The sequence below is a fragment of the Escherichia sp. MOD1-EC7011 genome, assembly GCF_002965005.1.
GTDB lineage: Bacteria > Pseudomonadota > Gammaproteobacteria > Enterobacterales > Enterobacteriaceae > Escherichia > Escherichia ruysiae.
In genome coordinates, this window is sequence record NZ_PTRD01000056.1 from 1 (window position 1) to 24,589 (window position 24,589).

Consider the following 24,589-nt stretch of genomic DNA (forward strand, 5'->3'; position numbering starts at 1 on the left):
AATCAAAATATTTAATGTTTATATATTTTATTATTTATTCATTTCACGCATGAATACATGGGCTGGCGAAATGTCTGTGTATTAATTATATCTAATAATTTTGAATGAATGCTTATTGTCTGATACACAAGAAATAACACTCTTTTTATCGTTAAAAATGATATTTCACTTTGCCCGCGCTGTGAAAGTCACTGATAATGCCTCCGTTCGTAAATTCAAAATGGCGTAATCTAATATATGCTAAATTTATTTGTTGGCCTTGATATATATACGGGGCTTTTGTTATTACTTGCTCTGGCATTTGTGTTGTTCTACGAAGCAATCAATGGTTTTCATGACACGGCAAATGCGGTGGCAACCGTTATTTATACCCGAGCCATGCAACCACAACTTGCTGTGGTGATGGCGGCATTTTTTAACTTTTTTGGCGTATTGCTTGGCGGACTTAGCGTCGCCTATGCCATCGTCCATATGTTGCCAACCGATTTGCTGCTGAATATGGGGTCAACCCACGGTCTGGCGATGGTCTTTTCCATGCTGCTGGCGGCGATTATCTGGAATCTGGGAACGTGGTTTTTTGGTTTACCGGCCTCCAGTTCGCATACTTTAATTGGCGCGATTATCGGCATCGGTTTAACTAATGCGATGTTAACCGGCTCATCGGTGATGGACGCTTTAAATCTGCGTGAAGTGACCAAGATTTTCTCCTCACTGATTGTCTCCCCAATTGTGGGGCTGGTGATTGCGGGAGGACTGATTTTCCTGCTGCGTCGTTTCTGGAGCGGCACGAAAAAGCGTGACCGTATTCACCGCATTCCTGAAGATCGCAAAAAGAAAAAAGGCAAACGTAAACCGCCATTCTGGACGCGTATTGCACTGATTGTTTCCGCTGCGGGCGTGGCGTTTTCGCATGGTGCGAACGATGGACAAAAAGGGATCGGCTTGGTGATGCTGGTGCTGGTAGGGATTGCCCCTGCTGGTTTCGTCGTCAATATGAACGCTTCCGGCTATGAAATTACCCGTACCCGCGATGCTGTCACTAACTTTGAACATTATCTGCAACAGCATCCTGAATTGCCGCAGAAATTGATTACGATGGAACCCCCGCTGCCTGCGACTCAGACGGATGGCACACAAGTGACGGAGTTTCACTGTCATCCGGCAAATACCTTTGATGCCATCGCGCGCGTTAAAACGATGTTGCCGGGCAATATGGAAAGCTATGAGCCGTTAAACGTGACTCAGCGCAGCCAGCTGCGCCGCATTATGCTTTGCATCTCTGATACCTCCGCGAAGCTGGCGAAACTGCCAGGCGTCAGTAAAGAAGACCAGAACCTGCTGAAAAAACTGCGCAGCGATATGTTAAGTACCATTGAATACGCTCCGGTGTGGATCATTATGGCGGTGGCACTGGCGCTGGGTATTGGCACCATGATTGGCTGGCGTCGTGTGGCGATGACCATCGGTGAGAAGATTGGTAAGCGTGGCATGACGTATGCGCAAGGCATGGCGGCGCAGATGACGGCGGCGGTATCTATTGGCCTTGCCAGTTATATTGGGATGCCAGTTTCCACAACACACGTACTTTCTTCGGCGGTAGCAGGGACGATGGTCGTGGATGGTGGAGGCTTACAGCGTAAAACGGTAACCAGCATCCTGATGGCGTGGGTGTTTACCTTACCGGCGGCGATTTTTCTGTCTGGTAGTTTGTACTGGATAGCATTGCAGTTAATTTAACCTTCCTGAAAATGCCCGGTACTGGCGATCGGGCATTTTCATCTCTGATTAGTGATAACCCCGTGCTGTCATAAAATCCGTAATCGCTTTTTCTGCGTCAACCAGTACCTGTTCCAGCGGCTGGTTGGCATCGATATCAACCAGTTGTGCACTGCCAAAGGTTAACTGTGGCGTTATGGCAATCTTCCTTGCCAGCGATTCCCGTTTATGGTCGGGTTTACGCGCGCAGGCAACTTCAAGGTCAACATTGAGTTTGATAACCAAATCAGGCTTATGACTTGCCATCCAGTGAAACGCTTTACGTTCTTGGCTTGCCAGCCATGAGACAAAACGACCACCTTTAACGTTAGGTGGAAACACCGTACCATCGTAAGCGCCAGGAATTTGGTTCTGCGGAAAACGGTCGGTTAAAACAATTAACCCGCGACGACGACAGGCGAGCATATGACGAAAGCGCAGTAAGCGACGGGCAACAAACGCCGTAATTACCAGCGCCGGAACCGGCCCCGGTAATTTTTTTGCCGTTTTCACTTCATTTTTTTCAATGGTTTTATGCAGGGATTTTCCCATCAACGGTAGTTTTGTCACCGCGCGTCCGACATTCCCTGCCTGTTTTCCAAGATGAACTCTTTCGGCGGCACCATATTTTTCGACAACGGTAATAAGATGTTCACACACCGTTGACTTGCCTGAACCATCGCTACCAATAACGGCAATTAATGGAGGGGTTATTGACTGCATGAATATATCCTTAAATTTAAATATCCACCCAAAATATTTATTTGATTAATATGTTTTTATGAAAGTGTAATTCAGGTCAATACCACAATTAACCATTGTCACAATAAGATTGAGCAGATATTCTGAGCACGGACCACGTAATATTCAATACATTATTTGCTGCCGGGTTTTTCGTGAATCAACGTAATATGTCAATAATTAATTCCACGCCAGTGCGTGTTATTGCCATTGTGGGGTGTGATGGCTCAGGTAAATCGACTCTCACAGCAAGTCTGGTGAATGAACTGGCAACAAAAATGCCAACAGAACACATTTATCTCGGGCAGTCTTCCGGGAGAATTGGCGAATGGATATCACAGCTCCCCATTATTGGTGCACCTTTTGGGCGTTATCTGCGGGATAAAGCGGCACATGTGCATGAAAAGCCGTTAACGCCGCCTGGCAATATTACTGCACTGGTTATTTATTTGCTTTCCTGCTGGCGAGCCTACAAGTTTCGCAAAATGTTGCGTAAAAGCCAGCAGGGCTATCTGTTGATTACCGACCGTTACCCACAGGTCGAAGTGCCAGGTTTTCGCTTTGATGGTCCGCAACTGGCAAAAACCTCTGGCGGTAACGGCTGGATAAAAATGTTAAGGCAACGCGAACTGAAACTGTACCAGTGGATGGCATCTTATTTGCCTGTGTTATTGATTCGTCTTGCTATTGATGAACAGACGGCATTTTCCCGCAAACCCGATCATCAACTGGCGGCGTTACAGGAAAAAATCGCCGTTACGCCACAACTGACGTTCAATGGCGCAAAGATACTGGAACTGGACGGGCGACAACCTGCTGATGAAATCCTGCAAGCCTCATTATGCGCGATTCACGCCGCACTTTCCTGATCACCAAAATGGATAGGGGATGATTTACGAATGGATGCACTACAAACACAAACTGTTAATAGTACAACCGCACCGCAGACCAACTATATTCCGGGGCTGATTGCGGTGGTTGGGTGCGATGGCACCGGTAAATCTACGCTGACCACCGATTTGGTTAAATCGCTGCAACAACACTGGCAAACTGAGCGTCGTTATCTGGGGCTGCTATCCGGCGAAGACGGCGACAAAATTAAACGCTTGCCGCTCGTTGGCGTCTGGCTGGAACGGCGTCTGGCGGCCAAATCCTCGAAAACCCAAAGCATGAAAACCAAATCTCCGGCGCTATGGGCGGCGTTGATTATGTATTGCTTCTCGCTGCGAAGAATGACGAATCTGCGCAAGGTTCAGCGGCTGGCGCAAAGTGGCGTTCTGGTGGTCAGCGATCGCTTTCCGCAGGCTGAAATTTCCGGTTTTTATTATGACGGACCGGGGATTGGCGTCGAACGTGCCAGCGGCAAAATCAACATGTTTCTGGCGCAGCGCGAGCGACGCTTATATCAACAAATGGCGCAATATCGTCCTGAATTAATTATTCGTCTGGGCATTGATATTGATACTGCCATCTCCCGCAAGCCAGATCACGACTATGCCGAGTTGCAGGACAAAATCGGCGTCATGTCGAAGATTGGCTATAACGGCACAAAAATTCTTGAGATTGATTCCAGAGCGCCCTACCACGACGTGCTGGAACAGGCGCAGAAAGCTGTGTCTCTGGTTGCCATCGTTTCTGACCGCCGAAGTTTAACTTAAGGCTGGCGGGCTATTTTTCATTATCAACGATAAGGTCTGGCTGAATTGGCGGGTTTTAACATCAAACATTGGTTTGCAGATGGAGCCTTTCGCACCATTATTCGCAATAGCGCCTGGTTAGGCTCCAGCAATGTCGTGAGCGCCTTGCTGGGCTTACTGGCGCTCTCGTGCGCTGGTAAAGGGATGACGCCAGCGATGTTTGGCGTACTGGTGATTGTGCAATCGTATGCCAAGTCGATCAGCGATTTTATTAAGTTTCAGACATGGCAGTTGGTAGTGCAGTACGGAACGCCAGCCTTAACCAACAATAATCCCCAACAATTTCGCAATGTCGTCTCGTTTTCCTTTTCGCTGGATATCGTCAGCGGCGCGGTGGCGATTGTCGGCGGCATTGCCTTACTGCCATTTCTTTCTCACTCATTAGGTCTGGATGACCAAAGTTTTTGGCTGGCGGCGCTCTATTGCACGCTCATTCCTTCAATGGCTTCCTCCACGCCGACCGGCATTCTGCGTGCGGTAGATCGCTTCGATTTGATTGCTGTACAGCAGGCGACGAAGCCTTTTCTGCGCGCAGCGGGGAGCGTAATCGCCTGGTATTTTGACTTTGGTTTTGCGGGGTTTGTTATAGCCTGGTACGCCTCAAATCTGGTTGGCGGCACCATGTACTGGTGGTTTGCTGCGCGCGAATTGCGCCGCAGAAATATCCATAACGCGTTTAAATTGAATCTTTTCGAGTCTGCCCGACACATCAAAGGGGCGTGGAGTTTTGTCTGGTCAACCAACATTGCCCACTCCATCTGGTCGGCGCGTAACTCGTGCAGCACAGTGCTGGTGGGGATTGTGTTGGGGCCAGCCGCAGCCGGGTTATTTAAAATTGCCATGACATTCTTCGACGCAGCCGGGACGCCGGCGGGTTTGCTGGGTAAAAGTTTTTATCCAGAAGTAATGCGCTTAGATCCGCGCACTACCAGACCGTGGTTGTTAGGCGTGAAGTCAGGGTTACTGGCTGGCGGAATTGGTGTTCTGGTGGCGCTCGCGGTGCTAATCGTCGGCAAGCCGCTCATTTCGCTGGTATTTGGCGTCAAATATCTCGAAGCATATGACCTGATCCAGGTGATGCTTGGCGCGATTGTTATTTCGATGCTGGGCTTCCCGCAGCAATCATTACTACTAATGGCGGGTAAACAGCGCGCTTTTTTGATAGCGCAAACTATCGCATCGTTAACCTACGTTGTTTTGTTATTTATGTTTTGTCATCTGTTTGGCGTAATGGGGGCTGCATTTGCTTATTTCGGTGGTCAATGTCTGGATGTGATCCTCTCGTTAGCACCGACATTAAGGACTTTTTTCCGTCGCCATCTATTGATTTATAATGTTGCAGGAGAAAAATCCCAATGATGAGAAAATATTTTCCACTTGAGGTCAGTGAGCGTTTATTTATTGCTGTTGATGATAATGATGTTATTGACGCACAGGTTATCTTGCCTCCAACGATCACTTTGCGCTGTTCATCAGATAATATTCATGACAATTATGCCTTATGTCTGAGATTCTGGCTGGACGGTGTAAATCGCAAGGAGTTGCTTCGCTTAACGCTGAAACAAGCAAAAGGAAAAGTACTTACCGACGATGAGCGCAAACAATTTAAATACATGCGAGCGCGCTATAAGCATTTACGTTTTGCTCAACGGTTGTATTTAAAGAAGCATCAGGCCGGATTTTTATTCGGCAAAACGACGGTATGTCTGGGCCATTTTCAGGATGGTTTTCGTAACGGTAAGAAAAATATCGTGTCGTATTACGGTAACCTGTTACGGATTTATTTAAGCTCTCCGGTCTGGTCGTTAGTGAACTGGTCATTACGCCATAGCCAGTTAGAAAGCGTGAACGGTTTTATTGCCTATCGGCAAAAGCAAATGCATATCCTGAAAGAGATTATTGCCAAACCGCGACTAACCGGCAGGGAATTTCATGATGTGCGAAAAATCATCAGTCAGCAGGTTTCTTATTACGACACCCTAAGATCGCTTGATCCTGAAAATAAAGAGGCGTTACAGATTTCCCGCTTCCTCGCTGCCATTAATGGTCTGATGGGGGATAAGCACGACGACATGGTGGCGGATGATATGGAAAACCGCCGGTCATATGACGCACCGGTGGCGCTGGATAGCGATATTCGCCAGCGTTTAGAGCTGCTTATCTCGCGTTTTCCGCTATATCCGGAGCAATAATGCCATCTCGTCGGATTGTCGCTCTGATTATCGCACTCTTAGCACCAGGCACGGCGGCGCATAATTTCATCAATGGGAAGCAGGTTACGCCTGTTTATATCCAGGAAGGCGGCGAGCTACTGCTTAATAACGACGAAATTCACTACCAAAAGTGGAACAGTACGCAACTGAAGGGAAAAGTCCGCATTATCCAGTATATCGCCAGGCGCAAGTCGGCAAAGAAAAAGAACTCACTGTTAATCAAAGCAGTAGAAGTGGCGAACTTTCCGCAGGATCGTTTTCAGCCCACCACCATTGTGAATACCGATGATGCTATCTTTGGTACAGGCTATTTTGTGAGCGGTAAAATCGAGAAAAATAAACGCCGCTATCCATGGGCGCAATTCGTTATTGACGGCAATGGTCTGGGACGCGTTGCCTGGCTATTACCGGAGCAGAGTTCAACCATTCTGGTATTGAATAAAGCCGGGCAAATTCAGTGGGCAAAGGACGGCAGCCTGACGCCGGAAGAGGTAGATCATGTTATTGCGCTGGCGCAGAAGCTGATCAATGAATAAAAAACTCAAAGGATTGAGGGCGTTAGTGAGATGAAGCTGGTTGAACATTACATCATGCGCGGTACGCGCCGTCTGGTGCTGATTATCGTCGGTTTTCTGATCTTTATTTTCGCCAGCTATTCCGCACAGCGTTATCTGACCGAAGCGGCAAATGGCACTTTAGCTCTCAACGTTGTGCTGGATATCGTTTTCTACAAGGTGCTGATTGCACTGGAGATGTTGTTACCGGTTGGCCTGTATGTGTCGGTTGGCGTGACGCTTGGGCAGATGTATACCGACTCAGAAATTACCGCAATTTCTGCGGCGGGAGGCAGCCCGGCGCGTTTGTATAAAGCTGTTCTTTACCTTGCAATACCGTTAAGTATTTTTGTCACCGTTTTGTCGATGTATGGTCGGCCGTGGGCTTATGCGCAGATTTATCAACTGGAGCAACAGTCGCAGTCGGAGTTGGATGTCCGCCAGCTACGGGCAAAGAAATTTAATACTAACGATAATGGGCGGATGATCCTCTCGCAGACGGTTGATCAAGACAATAATCGCCTGACTGACGCGCTGATATATACTTCTACAGCCAATCGAACCCGCATTTTTCGTGCCCGCTCCGTTGATGTTATCGATCCCTCTCCGGACAAACCGACCGTCATGTTGCATAACGGCACAGCCTATCTTCTCGATCATCAGGGCAATGACGACAACGAACAGATCTACCGCAATCTACAATTACATCTGAATCCGCTGGATCAAAGCCCTAACGTCAAACGCAAAGCGAAGTCGGTCACGGAGCTGGCGCATTCTGTCTTTCCTGCCGATCATGCCGAATTGCAATGGCGACAAAGCCGTGGCGTGACTGCGTTGTTAATGGCATTGATGGCTATCTCTTTAAGTCGGGTAAAACCACGGCAGGGGCGATTTTCTACCTTACTGCCTTTAACGTTACTGTTTATTGCCATTTTTTATGGCGGAGACGTTTGCCGCACTCTGGTGGCAAACGGTGCAATTCCTGTTATCCCTGGTTTGTGGTTAGTGCCTGGACTGATGTTGACTGGTTTGTTAGTGCTGGTCGCTCGCGACTTCTCTTTGCTGCAGAAATTTTCCCGATGAATGTCTTCAGTCGCTATTTAATCCGTCACCTGTTTCTCGGTTTTGCTGCTGCCGCAGGGCTACTGCTGCCGCTTTTTACCACCTTCAACCTGATTAACGAGCTGGATGATGTCAGCCCTGGTGGTTATCGCTGGACTCAGGCGGTGCTGGTGGTGGTGATGACCCTGCCGCGCACACTGGTCGATCTTGCGCCGTTTATCGCGTTATTAGGGGGGATTGTTGGTCTTGGGCAGTTATCGAAAAACAGTGAACTTACCGCCATTCGCAGCACGGGATTTTCCATTTTCCGTATCGCGCTGGTGGTGCTGGTTGCCGGAGTTCTGTGGACAGTCTCGTTAGGCGCGATTGATGAGTGGGTAGCGTCGCCATTGCAGCAACAGGCGCTGCAAATCAAATCGACCGCCACCGCGTTAGGGGTAGACGATGACATCACCGGCAACATGTTGTGGGCCAGACGTGACAATGAATTTGTGACGGTGAAATCGCTGAATGAACAGGGCCAGCCGGTAGGTGTGGAGATATTTCATTACCGCGACGATCTGTCACTCGAATCTTACATTTACGCGCGCAGCGCCACCATCGAAGACGATAAAACGTGGCTCCTGCACGGTGTGAATCATAAAAAATGGCTTAACGGCAAAGAAACGCTGGAAACATTAGATAATCTGCCGTGGCAATCGGCATTCACCAGTATGAATCTCGAAGAGTTATCTATGCCGGGTAATAGCTTTTCTGTCCGCCAGCTCAACCATTACATCCATTATTTGCAGGAAACCGGACAACCCAGCAGCGAATATCGTCTGGCGCTGTGGGAAAAGCTGGGGCAACCGCTCTTAACCCTGGCGATGATTTTACTGGCTGTGCCGTTTACCTTTAGCGCCCCGCGCTCACCGGGAATGGGCAGCCGTCTTGCTGTGGGCGTCATCGTTGGCTTGCTTACCTGGATTAGCTATCAAATCATGGTCAATCTGGGATTGCTATTTGCGTTGAGCGCACCTGTTACCGCGCTCGGTTTACCGATAGCGTTTGTGCTGGTGGCGTTGAGCCTGGTGTATTGGTATGACAGTCAACATTAAACCCGCCGTGGCGCAACACCACGGCGGGTTAACATTACTGTTTCAGTGTGGCAAATGCCTGAATGATGGCATCAATTTGTTCGCGACTGTGAGCGGCGTTAACGCTACAGCGCAGCAGCGTAATGCCTGCCGGCGCGGCAGGTGGCAGGATAAGATTCACATATACGCCCAGTGAGATAAGCTCGCGCCAGATGCGTAGCCCTTCCTCTTTCGAACCGATTATCACTGGCACTACCGGGCTAATATGCGAGCTTAGCTCGTAACCCAATTTTTGCAGACCGTCATACAGATGGTTGGCGTTATCCATCAATTTTTGCCGCAACTCTGGTTGTGTGGCAATGGTTCTTAACGACGAGCGCACGGTCGCAATGCAGGAAGGAGAAGGGGAGGCGGTAAAAATATACGGGCGGCTGCCGTAGCGCAGCACTTCCATCGCTTCCGAGCCTACGGCAAAACCGCCGATAGAGGCCAGACTCTTACTGAAGGTGCCAACGATAATATCAACATCGTCCTCAACGCCAACGGCCTCAACCAGCCCGCGCCCCGTTGCGCCTAACACGCCAAACGAATGAGCTTCATCGACAATCAAATAACCGCCGAGACGACGTTTGATATCAACAATTTCCGCCAGCGGTGCAACGTCGCCGAGCATACTGTAGATGCCCTCAACGATGATAATCGCCTCTTTCGCCCGTTCGCCGAGGCGAATCATGCGACGTTCCAGATCGTTGGCGTCGTTATGGCGAAAACGAATAATTTCCGCGCCGCCGAGAGAGCAGGCATCATAAATACTGGCGTGGCTGTCGGCATCCAGCAACACTACGGCGTTATGGTCGGCAAGTGCGCTGATGACGCCTAAATTGGCGGTATAACCGGTTGAAAAAACAATAGCAGTAGGGCGATTGAAAAACTCGGCAATCTCTTTTTCTAACGCCAGATGTGGCGCATAGCTGCCATTAGCCATACGAGAACCGGTGGTGCCGGTGCCTTGTGCCGCTAACGCTGCCTGACCTTCGGCGATGGCCTCGTTATTGAAGGTTAAACCGAGATAATTATTGGTTCCGGCCAGGATCACTTTTTTATTGCCGATACGCCCTTCGGTGGCGGAATAGACTTCATCAATACAGGTGCCAAACGGTGTTAAACCGTTATCACTAAATTGCAGTCGCTCGCCAGCAAGACGCGCATATTTATCGTATAGCCCCATTATTTATTCTCCAGCCATGGAAGTAGTGTTTCCATTAATTGCGCAGGGGTTTTGACATCCAGCAGAATATTAATAGGAATGGAAATATCGAATCTGTCTTCCAGCATCATTAAGAGATCCATCACCTTGATCGACTCCAGGCCAAGATCGTTGACGAGATCGCTGTCGGGCTTAATTTCCACACCGTTTTCGACCAAATCCTGTAAACAGGAAAGGATGTAATCCATTACTATTTCACGATTTACCATAGAAACGTTAACACACCTTTAAACAAGACAATCAAAATAGCCCGTTGCGTAATGCGTGTTCCAGGCTAATCCCGGGAAACCAGTTAATATCTTCAGAAATACGGTTATTACTTGCCGACCAGTCGGCATGGGTTAATTCACGAATTTTTGAGCGCGTCAGCATTGGCTCTTTACCAGACAGACGACTTAATGTTGTGCTGATATCCGCAAGGCAGGTGAGCAACGGTAGAGGAATGCCGACCATCCGCACGGAACCGCGACGGGCAACGGCGGCGAGCTGTTGTACGCGTTGCCAGTCATAGCCGCCGGGGACGCCATCGCATAACTCATACGTTTGCGTTGGTACAGTTTCGGCGCTTAACCACTGGCCTACAGCTTGCGCGAAATCGGTAACGTGCAGGAAAGATAGTTGTGTATCTGGCGCACCAAGTCGTGGCAGCAGGCCGCGCAGCATCCAGTCAAATAGCGGTTTTAGCTCTTTATCGCCGGGGCCATAGACTGCTGTCGGACGAAAAATTCCCAGCATTATTTCGTCAGCCATTGCGATAAGCCGTTGTTCGGCGACGTGTTTGGATTTTGCATACCAGGAGAGTCCAGGATGGCGCGCCGCCAGCGAAGAGATAAACAGAAAACGTTGGCAAAAGCCGCTCTCTTTTGCCGCCTGCATCAGGCGCAGGCTGCCGTCAACGTTACAGCGGGTAAAAATCTCTTCTTTGTGTCCGCGCACTTGCCCGGCGCAATGGACCACCGCGCTGGCTCCGGCAACCAGCTCGCTAAGCGAATGCGTGTCTTCCAGCGAACCACGCACCCAGATGAGGTTATCGCTGACGTGAGCGCGGGCAGTACGCGTCAACGCGCGAACATGAAAGCCGCGAACGAGCAGGTTATCGATAATATATTTACCAATAAACCCGGTAGCACCCGTCACCGCGACTGTTTGGCTCATACGAGAGATTCCTGCACAGGGGGATTAGCGGCGACGGCCTTCTGATAACGTTTTTTCGCTTCCGCGCGGGCGGGTTTGCCGGAAGACGTGCGGGGAATACTGTGGGGCGGTAACAGATCGATAGCCGCTGTCACGCCAAACTCGCTTTGTATCCGCGCCGCCAGCGAGTGGATAAGCTGCCTGCGACGTGCTTCGTCACTAATCCGACACTGGATCTGCAAAATGATTTTTTCCTGGGCGGTAACAAACGCAATGGCATCGCCAGAGTGGATTTCCGGCTCCTGCTCCGCCAGGTACTCAATATCCTGCGGCCAGATATTGCGGCCACGAATAATAATCAGATCTTTAATGCGCCCGGTGACATACAAATAACCGTTCAGCAGATAGCCGAGGTCGCCGGTATCTAACCAGCCCGTCGCGGCAATCTCGTCTTGCGAAACCTGGTCGCCAAAGTACCCGCTCATCAGGCTGGGGCCGGAGATGCAAATATGGCCTACTACACGTTCCGCAACCGGCATACCTGCTTCATTGCGGATTTCAATGCCATGTTCCGGCAATGCTTTACCGCAGTTGACGAAAGTCGATACGGCGCGTGTTTCAGCACCCGGCGTAACAGCTTTACCCTGATATTCGAGGATGTCGCGATCCACTTCGTTAACTACAACGCCGGAGGTTTCGTCAGAAAAACTGACGGCAAGCGCGTTCTCTGCCAGCCCGTAGCATGGCATGAAAGTTTTATCGTCAAAGTTAGCCTGACGGAAACATTCAGCAAATTGATGGAGTTGCTCTGCGGAGATTGGCTCAGCGCCAATACCGGCGACGCGCCAGCAGGAGAGATCCAGTTCAGCGAGATCTTTTTCATTCACACGGCGCTGGCACAGTTCATAGCCAAACGGTGGCGCAACGGAAACGGTGCCGCGATTTTTGCTGATCAATTTAAGCCATTGCAGCGGGCGCATGGCGAAATCCTGAGTGCGCAAGTAATCCACTGAAAGCTGCGTGGCGACGGGGGTCAGGAGAAAGCCGACCAGTCCCATATCATGGTAGAAAGGCAGCCAGGAGACGCAGCGGTCGCCAGGGCGTAATTTAATGCCATCGTGGCTGATAGCACGTAGATTGGCCATCACTTCGCGATGAGTAATGATGACGCCACGAGGAAAACGGGTGCTGCCGGAGGTGTACTGGAGGTAGGCGATATCGTCTGGAACGGGATGCTGGAGCGTAACGTCGGCTTCCGGCAAGGATTTAAACCAGGCATGGCTTAACACATGCAACTCAGGGTTGTCATGCGTCGCGGCATTGACTAACGGTAACCACTCATCGCCGGTGATAATCGCGGCAGGCTGACAGCTTGCCAGTAAGCCCTGCAATTTGGCGCTCCAGGAATCTCGCTGACCGACCCCCATCGGAATCGCCAACGGGACGGCGACTAACCCGGCATACTGGCAGGCAAAAAATGCTTCGACAAACCCGCTACTGGTTTCGGCAATCAGCGCCACGCGATCGCCTTTTTTCAGGTTCAGCGATAACAACCGCTTTGCGCCTGCTTCGGCATGTGCTTTTAAATTGTGATATTCCAGTTCATCTTCAAGCTGGCAACGTCTGTCATAAAAGTTCATTCCGGCGCGGCCCAGAGCGGCATAATCCAAAGCATCAACCAGCGTTGGAAAATCGGCATAGCGCATAGGCAGGGAATACGTAAAAATTTTATTAGACATATACACCACGAGAAAATTGGATATCAAAAATAAAATGACAATAATGCGGTGGATTATATATGCATAAAAGATAAATGAGATAGTATTTTCACGGGTGCGATATTGAACATTGATTTAAATAATGATTTTAACTTTTTTGTTTTTATTGTGAATAATATTTGATTTGTGAATATATTAAGCAAATGGCCTGTCTGGCCGCATTAAGCACTAAATATTAATATTTTTCAGATAATGTAGGTAATGGTTTTATCGCAATAATTAAAAGCAGTATTTTATATTCATCGGATGGATTATTTAGATGCCGAACATCTCGGTTATTGTCCGTATTCCCTCCGTTAATTATTTGTTAGCCATTGAGGTAGGGAATGCGAGACGCTGATGATTAAAATTGAAAAAGTAATAAATAAACATGACCTTAAGGCATTTATCGCTTTTCCGTCATCACTTTATCCCGATGATCCAAACTGGATCCCTCCTTTATTCATTGAACGCAGCGAGCATTTGTCAGAGAAGAATCCGGGGACGGAGCATATTATCTGGCAGGCGTGGGTGGCAAAAAAAGCGGGGCAGATAGTCGGGCGCATTACCGCGCAAATTGATACCTTGCACCGTGAGCGTTACGGTGAAGATACTGGTCATTTCGGTATGATTGATGCCATTGAAGATCCGCAGGTTTTTGCCGCTTTATTTGGCGCAGCGGAAGCGTGGTTGAAGTCACAAGGCGCGCGCAACATCAGCGGACCTTTCAGCCTGAATATCAATCAGGAAAGCGGATTACTGATTGAAGGTTTTGACACACCGCCATGCGCGATGATGCCGCACGGTAAACCGTGGTATGCCGCGCATATTGAACAATTGGGTTATCGCAAAGGCATTGATCTACTGGCGTGGTGGATGCAGCGAACCGATCTCACTTTTTCTCCGGCGCTAAAAAAACTGATGGAGCAGGTACGCAAGAAGGTGACCATTCGCTGCATCAATCGCCAGAGGTTTGCCGAAGAAATGCAGATCCTGCGTGAGATTTTCAACTCTGGATGGCAGCACAACTGGGGATTTGTGCCGTTTACCGAACGCGAATTTGCGACCATGGGCGATCAACTTAAATATCTGGTGCCGGACGATATGATCTACATCGCTGAGATAGATTCTGCACCCTGTGCGTTTATTGTCGGCTTACCGAACATCAACGAGGCGATTGCCGATCTGAACGGATCGCTCTTTCCCTTCGGCTGGGCAAAATTGCTGTGGCGCTTAAAAGTCAGCGGTGTGCGAACTGCGCGAGTACCGCTGATGGGCGTGCGGGACGAGTATCAGTTCAGCCGCATCGGCCCGGTGATTGCGTTGTTATTGATTGAAGCCTTACGCGATCCGTTTGCCCGCCGGAAGATCGATGCGCTGGAGATGTCATGGATCCTCGAAACCAATACAGGCATGAATAACATGCTGGAACGCATTGGGGCGGAGCCGTATAAACGTTACCGATTGTATGAAAAGCACATTTAATACCAGCTCCCATTAAGCGCAGGGGCGATCCCCTCGCCCCTCGAGGAGAGGGTTAGGGTGAGGAGGAAAACTCGGCTCACATTCCCCCCGGATTCATCTCCAGCGGCACCGCCGAGCGAATCAAGTGGTGGCCTTCCAGCTCGATATCGTGGAGATTCTTTTTTACGGTCATCACGTGATCGCGGGCGGCGCGCTGGGCGACATGCGGCAACCGTTGTAAAACCGCGTTATAGATCCGCGCATGTTGGCGATCGATCTGTTTCTTCTGCTGTGGTCGATGATAGAGATTATTCACGCTGGCAAACACCGAATTAAACATCAGGTCGGTCAATGATTGCAGAGTAAATACCAGCACCTGATTGTGGGAAGCCTGACAAATGGCGAGATGAAAAGCGTGATCCAACTGCGCATGTTCGATCAGCGAAATCTCTTTGTTGTTCTCACTGGCGGCGAGCATTTTTTCATAACAGCGGGTTATCAAGACAAAATCAGCCTGGGTTCCCAGCGTTGCCGCCAGCCTGGCTGATTCACCTTCCAGCAGTGCGCGAACGTCGAGCAGATCGTACAGCGTTCGCGGCTGCGTACTGAACAGATGGATTAGCGGGCTGGTGTCCTGCACCCGATCAAGACGAGCCACACGGGAATCACGCCCCTGCGCCGTTTCAATAATCCCGCGCCCGCGCAGCACAGTCAGCCCTTCGCGCAGTGCGGAGCGTGAGAAGCCGAGCTTTTCACACAGTCGGCGCTCTGAAGGAAGCGGCTGCCCAACCTTCAACACGCCGTCGATAATCAACCGTTCGATACTCTCTGCAACCACTTCGCAAATAGGGCGACGCTCATCTTTCATTCCCGGACCTCGTGCACAGGTAGGACCAATTTTTCTGTTCTTAATTCGCAAAACACGCACATCACGTAAGTGATTATGTTACATCAATTTAACATTAAGTTAACCAATGCAAGGTCACAGAGCTGGAAAAAAAATGGTCTGACCGGTAGCTAAAGAGATAGACGAAAACAAAAAGCCCGCTTAATAACTGTTCACAGAAGCAGCGCGCAAAAATCAGCTGCCACACAACACAACAAAGCGAAGCCTACTCATGAGCATCTTGTACGAAGAGCGTCTTGATGGCGCTTTACCCGATGTCGACCGCACATCGGTACTGATGGCACTGCGTGAGCATGCCCCTGGACTGGAGATCCTGCATACCGATGAGGAGATCATTCCTTACGAGTGTGACGGGTTGAGCGCGTATCGCACGCGTCCATTACTGGTTGTTCTGCCTAAGCAAATGGAACAGGTGACAGCGATTCTGGCTGTCTGCCACCGCCTGCGTGTACCGGTGGTGACCCGTGGTGCAGGCACCGGGCTTTCTGGTGGCGCGCTGCCGCTGGAAAAAGGTGTGTTGTTGGTGATGGCGCGCTTTAAAGAAATCCTCGACATTAACCCCGTTGGTCGCCGCGCGCGCGTGCAGCCGGGCGTGCGTAACCTGGCGATCTCCCAGGCCGTTGCGCCGCATAATCTCTATTACGCGCCGGATCCTTCCTCACAAATCGCCTGTTCAATTGGCGGCAATGTGGCGGAAAATGCCGGTGGCGTCCACTGCCTGAAATATGGTCTGACCGTACATAACCTGCTGAAAATTGAAGTGCAAACGCTGGACGGCGAGGCGCTGACGCTGGGATCGGACGCGCTGGATTCGCCTGGTTTTGACCTGCTGGCGCTGTTCACCGGATCGGAAGGTATGCTCGGCGTGACCACCGAAGTAACGGTGAAGCTGTTGCCGAAGCCGCCCGTGGCGCGGGTTCTGTTAGCCAGCTTTGACTCGGTAGAAAAAGCCGGACTCGCCGTCGGTGACATCATCGCCAATGGCATTATCCCCGGCGGGCTGGAGATGATGGATAACCTGTCGATCCGCGCGGCGGAAGATTTTATTCATGCCGGTTATCCCGTCGACGCCGAAGCGATTTTGTTGTGCGAGCTGGACGGCGTGGAGTCTGACGTTCAGGAAGACTGCGAGCGGGTTAACGACATCTTGCTGAAAGCGGGCGCGACTGATGTCCGTCTGGCACAGGACGAAGCGGAGCGCGTGCGTTTCTGGGCCGGTCGCAAAAACGCCTTCCCGGCGGTGGGGCGTATCTCGCCGGATTACTACTGTATGGACGGCACCATCCCGCGTCGCGCCCTGCCTGGCGTACTGGAAGGCATTGCCCGTTTATCGCAGCAATATGATTTACGCGTCGCCAACGTCTTTCATGCCGGAGACGGCAACATGCACCCGTTAATCCTTTTCGATGCCAACGAACCCGGTGAATTTGCCCGCGCGGAAGAGCTGGGCGGGAAGATCCTCGAACTCTGCGTTGAAGTGGGCGGCAGCATCAGTGGGGAACATGGCATCGGGCGCGAAAAAATCAATCAAATGTGCGCCCAGTTCAACAGCGATGAAATCACGACCTTCCATGCGGTCAAGGCGGCGTTTGACCCCGATGGTTTGCTGAACCCAGGGAAAAACATCCCCACACTGCACCGCTGCGCTGAATTTGGTGCCATGCACGTGCATCACGGTCATTTACCTTTCCCTGAACTGGAGCGTTTCTGATGCTACGCGAGTGTGATTACAGCCAGGTGTTACTGGAGCAGGTGAATCAGGCGATTAGTGATAAAACGCCGCTGGTAATTCAGGGAAGCAATAGCAAAGCCTTTTTAGGTCGCCCTGTCGCCGGGCAAACGCTGGATGTGCGTTGCCATCGCGGCATTGTTAATTACGACCCGACCGAACTGGTGATCACCGCTCGCGCCGGAACGCCGCTGGTGGCGATTGAAGCGGCGCTGGAAAGTGCGGGGCAAATGCTTCCCTGCGAGCCGCCGCATTATGGTGAAGAAGCCACCTGGGGCGGGATGGTCGCCTGCGGGCTGGCGGGGCCGCGTCGCCCGTGGAGCGGTTCGGTCCGCGATTTTGTCCTCGGCACGCGCATCATTACCGGCGCTGGAAAACATCTGCGTTTTGGTGGCGAAGTGATGAAAAACGTCGCCGGATACGATCTCTCGCGGTTAATGGCCGGAAGCTACGGTTGTCTTGGCGTACTCACTGAAATCTCAATGAAAGTGTTGCCGCGACCGCGCGCTACCTTGAGCCTGCGGCGGGAAATCAACCTACAAGAAGCCATGAGTGAAATCGCCCAGTGGCAACTCCAGCCACTTCCCATTAGCGGCTTATGTTATTTCGACAACGCCTTGTGGCTCCGCCTTGAAGGCGGTGAAGGATCGGTAAAAGCAGCGCGTGAACTGCTGGGTGGCGAAGAGGTCGCTGGTCAGTTCTGGCAGCAATTGCGCGAACAACAATTGCCGTTCTTCTCATTACCGGGCACTTTATGGCGCATTTCCTTACCCACCGATGCGCCGATGATGGATTTACCCGGCGAGCAACTGATCGACTGGGGCGGCGCGTTACGCTGGCTGAAATCGACCGCCGATGACAATCAAATCCACCGCATCGCCCGCAACGCTGGCGGTCATGCGACTCGCTTTAGTGCCGGAGATGGCGGCTTTGCTCCGCTACCGACTCCCTTATTCCGCTATCACCAGCAGCTTAAAAAGCAGCTCGACCCTTGCGGCGTGTTTAACCCCGGTCGCATGTACGCGGAACTATGAGGAGCAGGCTATGCAAACCCGATTAACCGAAGAGATGCGTCAGAACGCGCGCGCGCTGGAAGCCGACAGCATCCTGCGCGCCTGTGTTCACTGCGGATTTTGTACTGCAACCTGCCCAACCTATCAGCTTCTGGGGGATGAACTGGACGGGCCGCGCGGGCGCATCTATCTGATTAAACAGGTGCTGGAAGGCAACGAAGTTACGCTTAAAACGCAGGAGCATCTCGATCGCTGTCTCACTTGCCGCAACTGTGAAACCACCTGTCCTTCTGGTGTGCGCTATCACAATTTACTGGATATCGGGCGTGATATTGTCGAGCAGAAAGTGAAACGCCCACTGCCGGAGCGAATGCTGCGCGAAGGATTGCGCCAGGTAGTGCCGCGTCCGGCGGTCTTTCGCGCATTGACGCAGGTAGGGCTGGTGCTGCGACCGTTTTTGCCGGAACAGGTCAGAGCAAAACTGCCTGCCGAAACGGTGAAAGCTAAACCGCGTCCGCCGCTGCGCCATAAGCGTCGGGTTTTAATGCTGGAAGGCTGCGCCCAGCCTACGCTTTCGCCCAACACCAACGCGGCAACCGCGCGGGTGCTGGATCGTCTGGGGATCAGCGTCATGCCTGCTAACGAAGCAGGCTGTTGTGGCGCGGTGGACTATCATCTTAATGCGCAAGAAAAGGGCTTAGCGCGTGCGCGCAATAATATTGATGCCTGGTGGCCCGCAATTGAAGCAGGTGCCGAGGCAATTTTGCAAACTGCCAGCGGCTGCGGTGCGTTCGTCAAAGAGTATGGGCAGATGCTGAAAAACGATGCGCTGTATGCCGATAAAGCACGTCAGGTCAGTGAACTGGCGGTCGATTTAGTCGAACTGTTGCGCGAGGAACCGCTGGAAAAACTGGCGATTCGCGGCGATAAAAAACTGGCCTTCCACTGCCCGTGTACTCTGCAACATGCGCAAAAGCTGAACGGCGAAGTGGAAAAAGTGTTACTTCGTCTTGGATTTACCTTAACCGACGTTCCCGATAGCCATCTGTGCTGCGGGTCGGCGGGAACATATGCGTTAACGCATCCCGATCTGGCGCGCCAGCTACGGGATAACAAAATGAATGCGCTGGAAAGCGGCAAACCGGAAATGATCGTCACCGCCAACATTGGTTGCCAGACGCATCTGGCGAGCGCCGGTCGTACCTCTGTGCGCCACTGGATTGAAATTGTAGAACAAGCCCTTGAAAAGGAATAACAAAATGAAAACTAAAGTCATTCTTAGCCAGCAAATGGCGAGTGCAATTATTGCCGCAGGTCAGGAAGAGGCGCAGAAAAATAACTGGTCTGTTTCCATTGCTGTTGCCGATGACGGCGGTCATCTGCTGGCGTTAAGTCGCATGGATGATTGCGCGCCGATTGCGGCTTACATCTCCCAGGAGAAAGCGCGTACCGCCGCGCTGGGGCGTCGTGAAACTAAGGGCTATGAAGAGATGGTGAACAACGGACGTACCGCGTTCGTGACTGCGCCGTTACTGACGTCGCTGGAAGGCGGCGTACCGGTTGTTGTGGATGGGCAAATTATTGGTGCCGTGGGCGTTTCTGGTTTAACCGGAGCACAGGATGCGCAGGTCGCGAAAGCGGCAGCAGCGGTGTTGGCGAAATAAGCGAAAACGAGGAGATAAATAATGAGTGAAACCATAACCCAGGGCCGTTTACGCATTGACGCCAATTTTAAACGTTTTGTGGATGAAGAAGTTTTGCCGGGCGTGGAACTGGATGCTGCCGCGTTCTGGCGCAATGTTGATGAGATTGTTCACGATCTGGCACCAGAAAATCGTCAGTTGCTGGCAGAGCGCGATCGCATTCAGGCGGCGCTTGATGAGTGGCATCGCAGCAATCCGGGGCCGGTAAAAGATAAAGCGGCCTATAAATCTTTCCTGCGTGAACTGGGCTACCTGGTGCCGCAACCGGAGCACGTGACGGTGGAAACCACGGGCATCGACAGCGAAATCACCAGCCAGGCGGGGCCGCAACTGGTGGTTCCGGCAATGAATGCCCGCTACGCGCTGAACGCGGCGAACGCTCGCTGGGGCTCACTGTACGACGCGTTATACGGCAGCGACATCATCCCGCAGGAAGGGGCGATGGTCAGCGGCTACGATCCGCAGCGCGGCGAGCAGGTTATTGCCTGGGTTCGTCATTTTCTTGACGAATCACTGCCGCTGGAAAACGGCAGCTATCAGGATGTGGTGGCGTTTAAGGTGGTCGATAAACAATTACGCATCCAGTTGAAAAATGGTAAAGAAACCACGTTACGTACTCCAGCACAGTTTGTCGGTTACCGTGGCGATGCCGCTGCGCCGACCTGCATTTTGCTGAAAAATAACGGCCTGCATATTGAGCTGCAAATCGATGCCAACGGGCGGATTGGCAAAGACGATCCGGCGCACATCAACGACGTAATCGTCGAAGCTGCCATCAGTACCATTCTCGACTGCGAAGATTCGGTCGCGGCGGTTGATGCGGAAGATAAAATCCTGCTGTACCGCAATCTGCTGGGCCTGATGCAGGGGACTCTGCAAGAGAAAATGGAAAAAAACGGTCGGCAAATCGTGCGTAAACTGAATGACGATCGTCAGTACACCGCCGCCGATGGCTCTGAAATTTCTCTGCACGGACGCTCGTTGCTGTTTATCCGCAACGTGGGTCATTTGATGACCATTCCTGTGATTTGGGACAGTGAAGGCAATGAAATCCCGGAAGGCATTCTTGATGGCGTCATGACTGGCGCGATTGCCCTCTATGATTTAAAAGTGCAGAAAAACTCGCGCACTGGCAGTGTCTATATTGTGAAACCGAAAATGCACGGTCCGCAGGAAGTGGCGTTCGCCAACAAACTGTTTACCCGCGTTGAGACAATGCTCGGTATGGCACCGAATACCCTGAAAATGGGCATTATGGATGAAGAACGCCGAACCTCGCTGAACTTGCGTAGCTGTATCGCTCAGGCACGCAACCGCGTGGCGTTCATCAACACCGGCTTCCTCGACCGTACCGGTGATGAGATGCATTCGGTGATGGAAGCTGGCCCGATGTTGCGTAAAAACCAGATGAAATCGACGCCGTGGATCAAAGCCTACGAACGTAATAACGTGCTTTCCGGTCTGTTCTGTGGGCTGCGCGGTAAAGCGCAAATCGGTAAGGGCATGTGGGCAATGCCGGATCTGATGGCGGACATGTACAGCCAAAAGGGCGATCAGTTACGTGCCGGGGCAAACACGGCCTGGGTTCCGTCGCCAACTGCCGCTACGCTCCATGCGCTGCACTACCACCAAACCAACGTACAGAGCGTGCAAGCCAACATTGCTCAGACCGAGTTCAATGCTGAATTTGAACCGCTGCTGGACGATCTGCTGACTATTCCGGTCGCTGAAAACGCTAACTGGTCGGCGCAAGAAATCCAACAAGAGCTGGATAACAACGTGCAGGGGATTCTGGGGTACGTGGTGCGTTGGGTGGAGCAGGGGATTGGTTGTTCAAAAGTGCCGGATATTCACAACGTGGCGCTGATGGAAGACCGCGCAACGCTGCGCATCTCCAGCCAGCATATTGCCAACTGGTTACGTCACGGTATTCTGACCAAAGAACAGGTGCAGGTGTCGCTGGAGAACATGGCGAAAGTGGTGGATCAGCAAAACGCTGGCGATCCGGCGTATCGTCCGATGGTGGGGAATTTCGCTAACTCGTGTGCCTTTAAAGCCGCCAGCGATTTAATCTTCCTCGGTGTGAAACAGCCAAACGGTTATACCGAACCGTTATTACATGCCTGGCGTTTACGCGAAAAAGAAAGTCATTAATAGCAATAGCAAAAGCCCCGGCAAGTTTTATTGTCGGGGCTATTATAGTTACTGCGGTAGTACATTTACCCCGGAAATAACCGGAGCGATTATCAGGGTTTAACAATATTAAATACCCGTAGCGCATCACTAGCGGGATTAAAACAACAATATGGACATCTTAACGATACTCTGCGCCTGCGTGTGCGGAACAGAAACCCTTACCCGATATACTTGTTATGCCAGAGGTAGCAATTGCGTTAGCAGCGTGCTGTTGCTGTAAAGTATAACCCCTATATTTTACAGTTCGGTCCTCTTTTGCTTATTACAACCTTAAGTATATCAAGCATATAAAGATAATAAGAGACTGAACAATATGGTTACCTGGACCCAAATGTATATGCCGATGGGAGGACTGGGGCTATCCGCTCTGGTCGCCTTGATCCCGATAATATTCTTCTTCGTTGCACTCGCGGTATTACGTCTGAAAGGACATGTCGCCGGAGCAATAACCCTTATATTATCGATATTGATTGCGATATTCGCCTTTAAAATGCCGATCGATATGGCATTTGCTGCTGCGGGATATGGCTTTATTTATGGCTTATGGCCGATTGCGTGGATTATTGTCGCAGCGGTATTCCTCTATAAATTAACCGTTGCCAGCGGGCAGTTTGATATTATCCGCAGTTCGGTTATCTCTATCACCGACGATCAGCGTTTGCAGGTGTTACTGATTGGTTTCTCCTTTGGCGCACTGCTGGAAGGGGCGGCTGGCTTTGGCGCACCGGTGGCGATTACCGGTGCGTTGCTGGTGGGGCTGGGTTTCAAACCGTTATACGCGGCGGGGCTGTGCCTGATTGCCAACACTGCGCCGGTGGCGTTTGGTGCGTTGGGTGTGCCAATTCTGGTCGCCGGTCAGGTAACGGGAATCGATCCGTTTGATATTGGTGCAATGGCGGGACGTCAGTTGCCGTTCCTGTCAGTTCTTGTGCCGTTCTGGCTGGTGGCGATGATGGACGGCTGGAAAGGGGTGAAAGAGACGTGGCCAGCGGCGCTGGTTGCGGGTGGTAGCTTTGCGGTTACTCAGTTCTTTACTTCTAACTATATTGGCCCGGAACTGCCGGATATTACTTCGGCGCTGGTGAGTATCGTCTCACTCTCTTTATTCCTTAAAGTATGGCGGCCGAAAAATACCGAAACGGCAATCAGCATGGGGCAATCCGCAGGTGCGATGGTGGTGAATAAACCGTCTTCTGGCGGTTCCGTGCCTTCAGAATATAGTCTGGGGCAAATCATTCGTGCGTGGTCACCGTTTTTAATCTTAACGGTGCTGGTCACCATCTGGACGATGAAGCCATTTAAAGCGTTATTTGCTCCGGGCGGTGCGTTTTATTCGCTGGTGATTAATTTCCAGATCCCTCATTTGCATCAGCAGGTACTGAAAGCGGCGCCCATTGTCGCCCAGCCGACACCGATGGATGCGGTTTTTAAATTCGACCCGCTTTCTGCTGGCGGCACCGCTATTTTTATTGCGGCGATTATCTCTATCTTCATCCTCGGCGTGGGGATCAAGAAAGGTATTGGCGTCTTTGCTGAAACGCTAATTAGCCTGAAGTGGCCGATATTGTCGATTGGCATGGTGCTGGCATTTGCCTTCGTGACCAACTATTCCGGCATGTCCACCACGCTGGCACTGGTACTGGCGGGCACTGGCGTGATGTTCCCGTTCTTTTCGCCATTCCTCGGCTGGCTGGGGGTATTCCTTACCGGCTCGGACACTTCCTCTAACGCCCTGTTTGGTTCACTGCAATCAACCACCGCGCAGCAAATCAACGTCTCTGACACCCTGCTGGTGGCAGCAAACACCAGCGGCGGCGTGACCGGCAAGATGATCTCCCCGCAATCTATCGCCGTGGCCTGCGCCGCGACAGGTATGGTGGGCAGAGAATCTGAACTGTTCCGCTACACTGTGAAACACAGTCTGATCTTTGCCAGCGTTATTGGCATTATCACGCTGTTGCAGGCGTATGTGTTTACCGGAATGTTAGTCTCGTAAGTCAACAAAGCCGGATGATCGTCAATATCATCCGGCTTCATTCTTTGCTGGTTACATTATTCTGTCTTATTAATTAAAAAATCATTTCCCGATTTATTATCTATGCAGCAATAATGTTTTGTATTCAGATAACCCGCTAAATAATTAAGTGCGTGAGAATATCTATTTTTTTGTCCCGCAAAACAAGTCTGTATTAATTATGTTCGCTTGATGAGTAAACACCGTGCTATCTGTTGCTTTTGCAATCGCAATCGTTAAAACTATCAACAGCTTGAGATAGTCACATTGTGAATAATTGTTACTTTTTTGTTTGTTAAATCTTTTG

The 24,589-nt window shown here is 51.1% G+C and carries 21 protein-coding genes; 15 read left to right on the forward strand and 6 right to left on the reverse strand.

Annotated features, from left to right (window positions below; translation table 11 throughout):
- Positions 1 to 237: 237 nt before the first annotated feature.
- Positions 238 to 1,737 carry an inorganic phosphate transporter PitB gene (pitB, locus tag A7098_RS22230; RefSeq protein ID WP_000933309.1) on the forward strand — a complete coding sequence of 500 codons (1,500 nt, stop codon included), beginning with the start codon at positions 238 to 240 and terminating at the stop codon, positions 1,735 to 1,737.
- Between the two features lie 48 nt (positions 1,738 to 1,785).
- On the opposite strand, the gene A7098_RS22235 is transcribed toward pitB, so the two are convergent.
- Positions 1,786 to 2,478: a dTMP kinase gene (locus A7098_RS22235; protein ID WP_105281430.1), complete on the reverse strand. Its 693-nt coding sequence runs from the start codon at positions 2,476 to 2,478 to the stop codon at positions 1,786 to 1,788.
- Positions 2,479 to 2,651: 173 nt separating this feature from the next.
- On the opposite strand from A7098_RS22235, the gene A7098_RS22240 reads away from it, so the two are divergent.
- The 7 genes from A7098_RS22240 to lptG are packed head-to-tail and all read left to right on the forward strand — an operon-like array spanning position 2,652 to position 9,119.
- Positions 2,652 to 3,365, forward strand: coding sequence for a dTMP kinase (locus tag A7098_RS22240; protein ID WP_105281431.1), 714 nt, complete (start codon positions 2,652 to 2,654; stop codon positions 3,363 to 3,365).
- 30 nt (positions 3,366 to 3,395) lie between these two features.
- Positions 3,396 to 4,154, forward strand: a complete 759-nt coding sequence (locus A7098_RS22245; protein ID WP_105281432.1) for a hypothetical protein — start codon at positions 3,396 to 3,398, stop codon at positions 4,152 to 4,154.
- Between the two features lie 45 nt (positions 4,155 to 4,199).
- Positions 4,200 to 5,552, forward strand: coding sequence for a lipopolysaccharide biosynthesis protein (locus tag A7098_RS22250; protein WP_105281433.1), 1,353 nt, complete (start codon positions 4,200 to 4,202; stop codon positions 5,550 to 5,552).
- Positions 5,549 to 6,385, forward strand: coding sequence for a hypothetical protein (locus A7098_RS22255; RefSeq protein WP_105281434.1), 837 nt, complete (start codon positions 5,549 to 5,551; stop codon positions 6,383 to 6,385). The genes A7098_RS22250 and A7098_RS22255 overlap by 4 nt, the downstream gene beginning before the upstream one ends.
- Positions 6,385 to 6,942 carry a YtfJ family protein gene (locus A7098_RS22260; RefSeq protein ID WP_105281435.1) on the forward strand — a complete coding sequence of 186 codons (558 nt, stop codon included), beginning with the start codon at positions 6,385 to 6,387 and terminating at the stop codon, positions 6,940 to 6,942. Before A7098_RS22255 ends, A7098_RS22260 begins: the two co-directional genes overlap by 1 nt.
- A gap of 30 nt (positions 6,943 to 6,972) precedes the next feature.
- A complete protein-coding gene (gene lptF, locus A7098_RS22265; protein WP_000779663.1) occupies positions 6,973 to 8,043 on the forward strand; it encodes an LPS export ABC transporter permease LptF in 1,071 nt (356 codons plus the stop codon).
- Positions 8,040 to 9,119 (forward strand): LPS export ABC transporter permease LptG, encoded by a 1,080-nt coding sequence (gene lptG, locus A7098_RS22270; RefSeq protein ID WP_032226265.1) that lies wholly within the window; start codon positions 8,040 to 8,042, stop codon positions 9,117 to 9,119. The genes lptF and lptG overlap by 4 nt, the downstream gene beginning before the upstream one ends.
- 34 nt (positions 9,120 to 9,153) lie before the next feature.
- Here lptG and A7098_RS22275 read toward each other — a convergent pair whose 3' ends face one another.
- The 4 genes from A7098_RS22275 to A7098_RS22290 are packed head-to-tail and all read right to left on the reverse strand — an operon-like array spanning position 9,154 to position 13,238.
- Positions 9,154 to 10,326 carry an aminotransferase class I/II-fold pyridoxal phosphate-dependent enzyme gene (locus A7098_RS22275; RefSeq protein WP_000524983.1) on the reverse strand — a complete coding sequence of 391 codons (1,173 nt, stop codon included), beginning with the start codon at positions 10,324 to 10,326 and terminating at the stop codon, positions 9,154 to 9,156.
- Complete coding sequence (locus A7098_RS22280) at positions 10,326 to 10,574, reverse strand: acyl carrier protein (protein ID WP_000248097.1); 249 nt, start codon at positions 10,572 to 10,574, stop codon at positions 10,326 to 10,328. The genes A7098_RS22275 and A7098_RS22280 overlap by 1 nt, the downstream gene beginning before the upstream one ends.
- Before the next feature lie 31 nt (positions 10,575 to 10,605).
- On the reverse strand, positions 10,606 to 11,520 hold the full coding sequence (locus A7098_RS22285) for an NAD(P)-dependent oxidoreductase (protein ID WP_032226264.1): 915 nt from the start codon (positions 11,518 to 11,520) through the stop codon (positions 10,606 to 10,608).
- Positions 11,517 to 13,238 carry a fatty acyl-AMP ligase gene (locus tag A7098_RS22290; protein ID WP_206748920.1) on the reverse strand — a complete coding sequence of 574 codons (1,722 nt, stop codon included), beginning with the start codon at positions 13,236 to 13,238 and terminating at the stop codon, positions 11,517 to 11,519. The genes A7098_RS22285 and A7098_RS22290 overlap by 4 nt, the downstream gene beginning before the upstream one ends.
- A 378-nt stretch (positions 13,239 to 13,616) precedes the next feature.
- Between A7098_RS22290 and yghO the strand changes: the two genes are divergently transcribed.
- Positions 13,617 to 14,741, forward strand: coding sequence for a protein YghO (gene yghO / locus A7098_RS22295; RefSeq protein WP_105281436.1), 1,125 nt, complete (start codon positions 13,617 to 13,619; stop codon positions 14,739 to 14,741).
- 76 nt (positions 14,742 to 14,817) lie between these two features.
- On the opposite strand, the gene glcC is transcribed toward yghO, so the two are convergent.
- On the reverse strand, positions 14,818 to 15,588 hold the full coding sequence (gene glcC / locus A7098_RS22300) for a transcriptional regulator GlcC (protein WP_032226262.1): 771 nt from the start codon (positions 15,586 to 15,588) through the stop codon (positions 14,818 to 14,820).
- Between the two features lie 250 nt (positions 15,589 to 15,838).
- On the opposite strand from glcC, the gene glcD reads away from it, so the two are divergent.
- The 6 genes from glcD to glcA all read left to right on the forward strand — a co-directional run bounded on the left by glcD (position 15,839) and on the right by glcA (position 24,264).
- The gene (gene glcD, locus A7098_RS22305; RefSeq protein ID WP_032226261.1) at positions 15,839 to 17,338 is read left to right on the forward strand and encodes a glycolate oxidase subunit GlcD; all 1,500 of its coding nucleotides are present in this window, start codon (positions 15,839 to 15,841) and stop codon (positions 17,336 to 17,338) included.
- Positions 17,338 to 18,390, forward strand: coding sequence for a glycolate oxidase subunit GlcE (gene glcE, locus A7098_RS22310; protein ID WP_105281437.1), 1,053 nt, complete (start codon positions 17,338 to 17,340; stop codon positions 18,388 to 18,390). Before glcD ends, glcE begins: the two co-directional genes overlap by 1 nt.
- A gap of 10 nt (positions 18,391 to 18,400) precedes the next feature.
- Positions 18,401 to 19,624, forward strand: coding sequence for a glycolate oxidase subunit GlcF (gene glcF / locus A7098_RS22315; protein WP_001194819.1), 1,224 nt, complete (start codon positions 18,401 to 18,403; stop codon positions 19,622 to 19,624).
- Between the two features lie 4 nt (positions 19,625 to 19,628).
- Positions 19,629 to 20,033 carry a GlcG family protein gene (locus A7098_RS22320; protein ID WP_000853256.1) on the forward strand — a complete coding sequence of 135 codons (405 nt, stop codon included), beginning with the start codon at positions 19,629 to 19,631 and terminating at the stop codon, positions 20,031 to 20,033.
- 21 nt (positions 20,034 to 20,054) lie between these two features.
- A complete protein-coding gene (gene glcB / locus A7098_RS22325) occupies positions 20,055 to 22,226 on the forward strand; it encodes a malate synthase G (RefSeq protein ID WP_105281438.1) in 2,172 nt (723 codons plus the stop codon).
- A gap of 355 nt (positions 22,227 to 22,581) precedes the next feature.
- Positions 22,582 to 24,264, forward strand: a complete 1,683-nt coding sequence (glcA, locus tag A7098_RS22330) for a glycolate permease GlcA (RefSeq protein ID WP_105281439.1) — start codon at positions 22,582 to 22,584, stop codon at positions 24,262 to 24,264.
- Positions 24,265 to 24,589 lie beyond the last annotated feature (325 nt).

Excerpts from the sequence above, each read along its gene's own strand:
- A7098_RS22235 (WP_105281430.1), bottom strand. The coding sequence starts at position 2,478 with ATGCAGTCAATAACCCCTCCATTAATTGCCGTTATTGGTAGCGATGGT.
- A7098_RS22260 (WP_105281435.1), top strand. The coding sequence starts at position 6,385 with ATGCCATCTCGTCGGATTGTCGCTCTGATTATCGCACTCTTAGCACCA.
- A7098_RS22290 (WP_206748920.1), bottom strand. The coding sequence starts at position 13,238 with ATGTCTAATAAAATTTTTACGTATTCCCTGCCTATGCGCTATGCCGAT.
- glcC (WP_032226262.1), bottom strand. The coding sequence starts at position 15,588 with ATGAAAGATGAGCGTCGCCCTATTTGCGAAGTGGTTGCAGAGAGTATC.
- glcA (WP_105281439.1), top strand. The coding sequence starts at position 22,582 with ATGGTTACCTGGACCCAAATGTATATGCCGATGGGAGGACTGGGGCTA.
- glcF (WP_001194819.1), top strand. The coding sequence starts at position 18,401 with ATGCAAACCCGATTAACCGAAGAGATGCGTCAGAACGCGCGCGCGCTG.
- lptG (WP_032226265.1), top strand. The coding sequence starts at position 8,040 with ATGAATGTCTTCAGTCGCTATTTAATCCGTCACCTGTTTCTCGGTTTT.
- A7098_RS22275 (WP_000524983.1), bottom strand. The coding sequence starts at position 10,326 with ATGGGGCTATACGATAAATATGCGCGTCTTGCTGGCGAGCGACTGCAA.
- A7098_RS22320 (WP_000853256.1), top strand. The coding sequence starts at position 19,629 with ATGAAAACTAAAGTCATTCTTAGCCAGCAAATGGCGAGTGCAATTATT.
- pitB (WP_000933309.1), top strand. The coding sequence starts at position 238 with ATGCTAAATTTATTTGTTGGCCTTGATATATATACGGGGCTTTTGTTA.
- glcB (WP_105281438.1), top strand. The coding sequence starts at position 20,055 with ATGAGTGAAACCATAACCCAGGGCCGTTTACGCATTGACGCCAATTTT.
- glcD (WP_032226261.1), top strand. The coding sequence starts at position 15,839 with ATGAGCATCTTGTACGAAGAGCGTCTTGATGGCGCTTTACCCGATGTC.
- A7098_RS22245 (WP_105281432.1), top strand. The coding sequence starts at position 3,396 with ATGGATGCACTACAAACACAAACTGTTAATAGTACAACCGCACCGCAG.
- A7098_RS22285 (WP_032226264.1), bottom strand. The coding sequence starts at position 11,520 with ATGAGCCAAACAGTCGCGGTGACGGGTGCTACCGGGTTTATTGGTAAA.
- A7098_RS22255 (WP_105281434.1), top strand. The coding sequence starts at position 5,549 with ATGATGAGAAAATATTTTCCACTTGAGGTCAGTGAGCGTTTATTTATT.
- yghO (WP_105281436.1), top strand. The coding sequence starts at position 13,617 with ATGATTAAAATTGAAAAAGTAATAAATAAACATGACCTTAAGGCATTT.
- lptF (WP_000779663.1), top strand. The coding sequence starts at position 6,973 with ATGAAGCTGGTTGAACATTACATCATGCGCGGTACGCGCCGTCTGGTG.
- glcE (WP_105281437.1), top strand. The coding sequence starts at position 17,338 with ATGCTACGCGAGTGTGATTACAGCCAGGTGTTACTGGAGCAGGTGAAT.
- A7098_RS22280 (WP_000248097.1), bottom strand. The coding sequence starts at position 10,574 with ATGGTAAATCGTGAAATAGTAATGGATTACATCCTTTCCTGTTTACAG.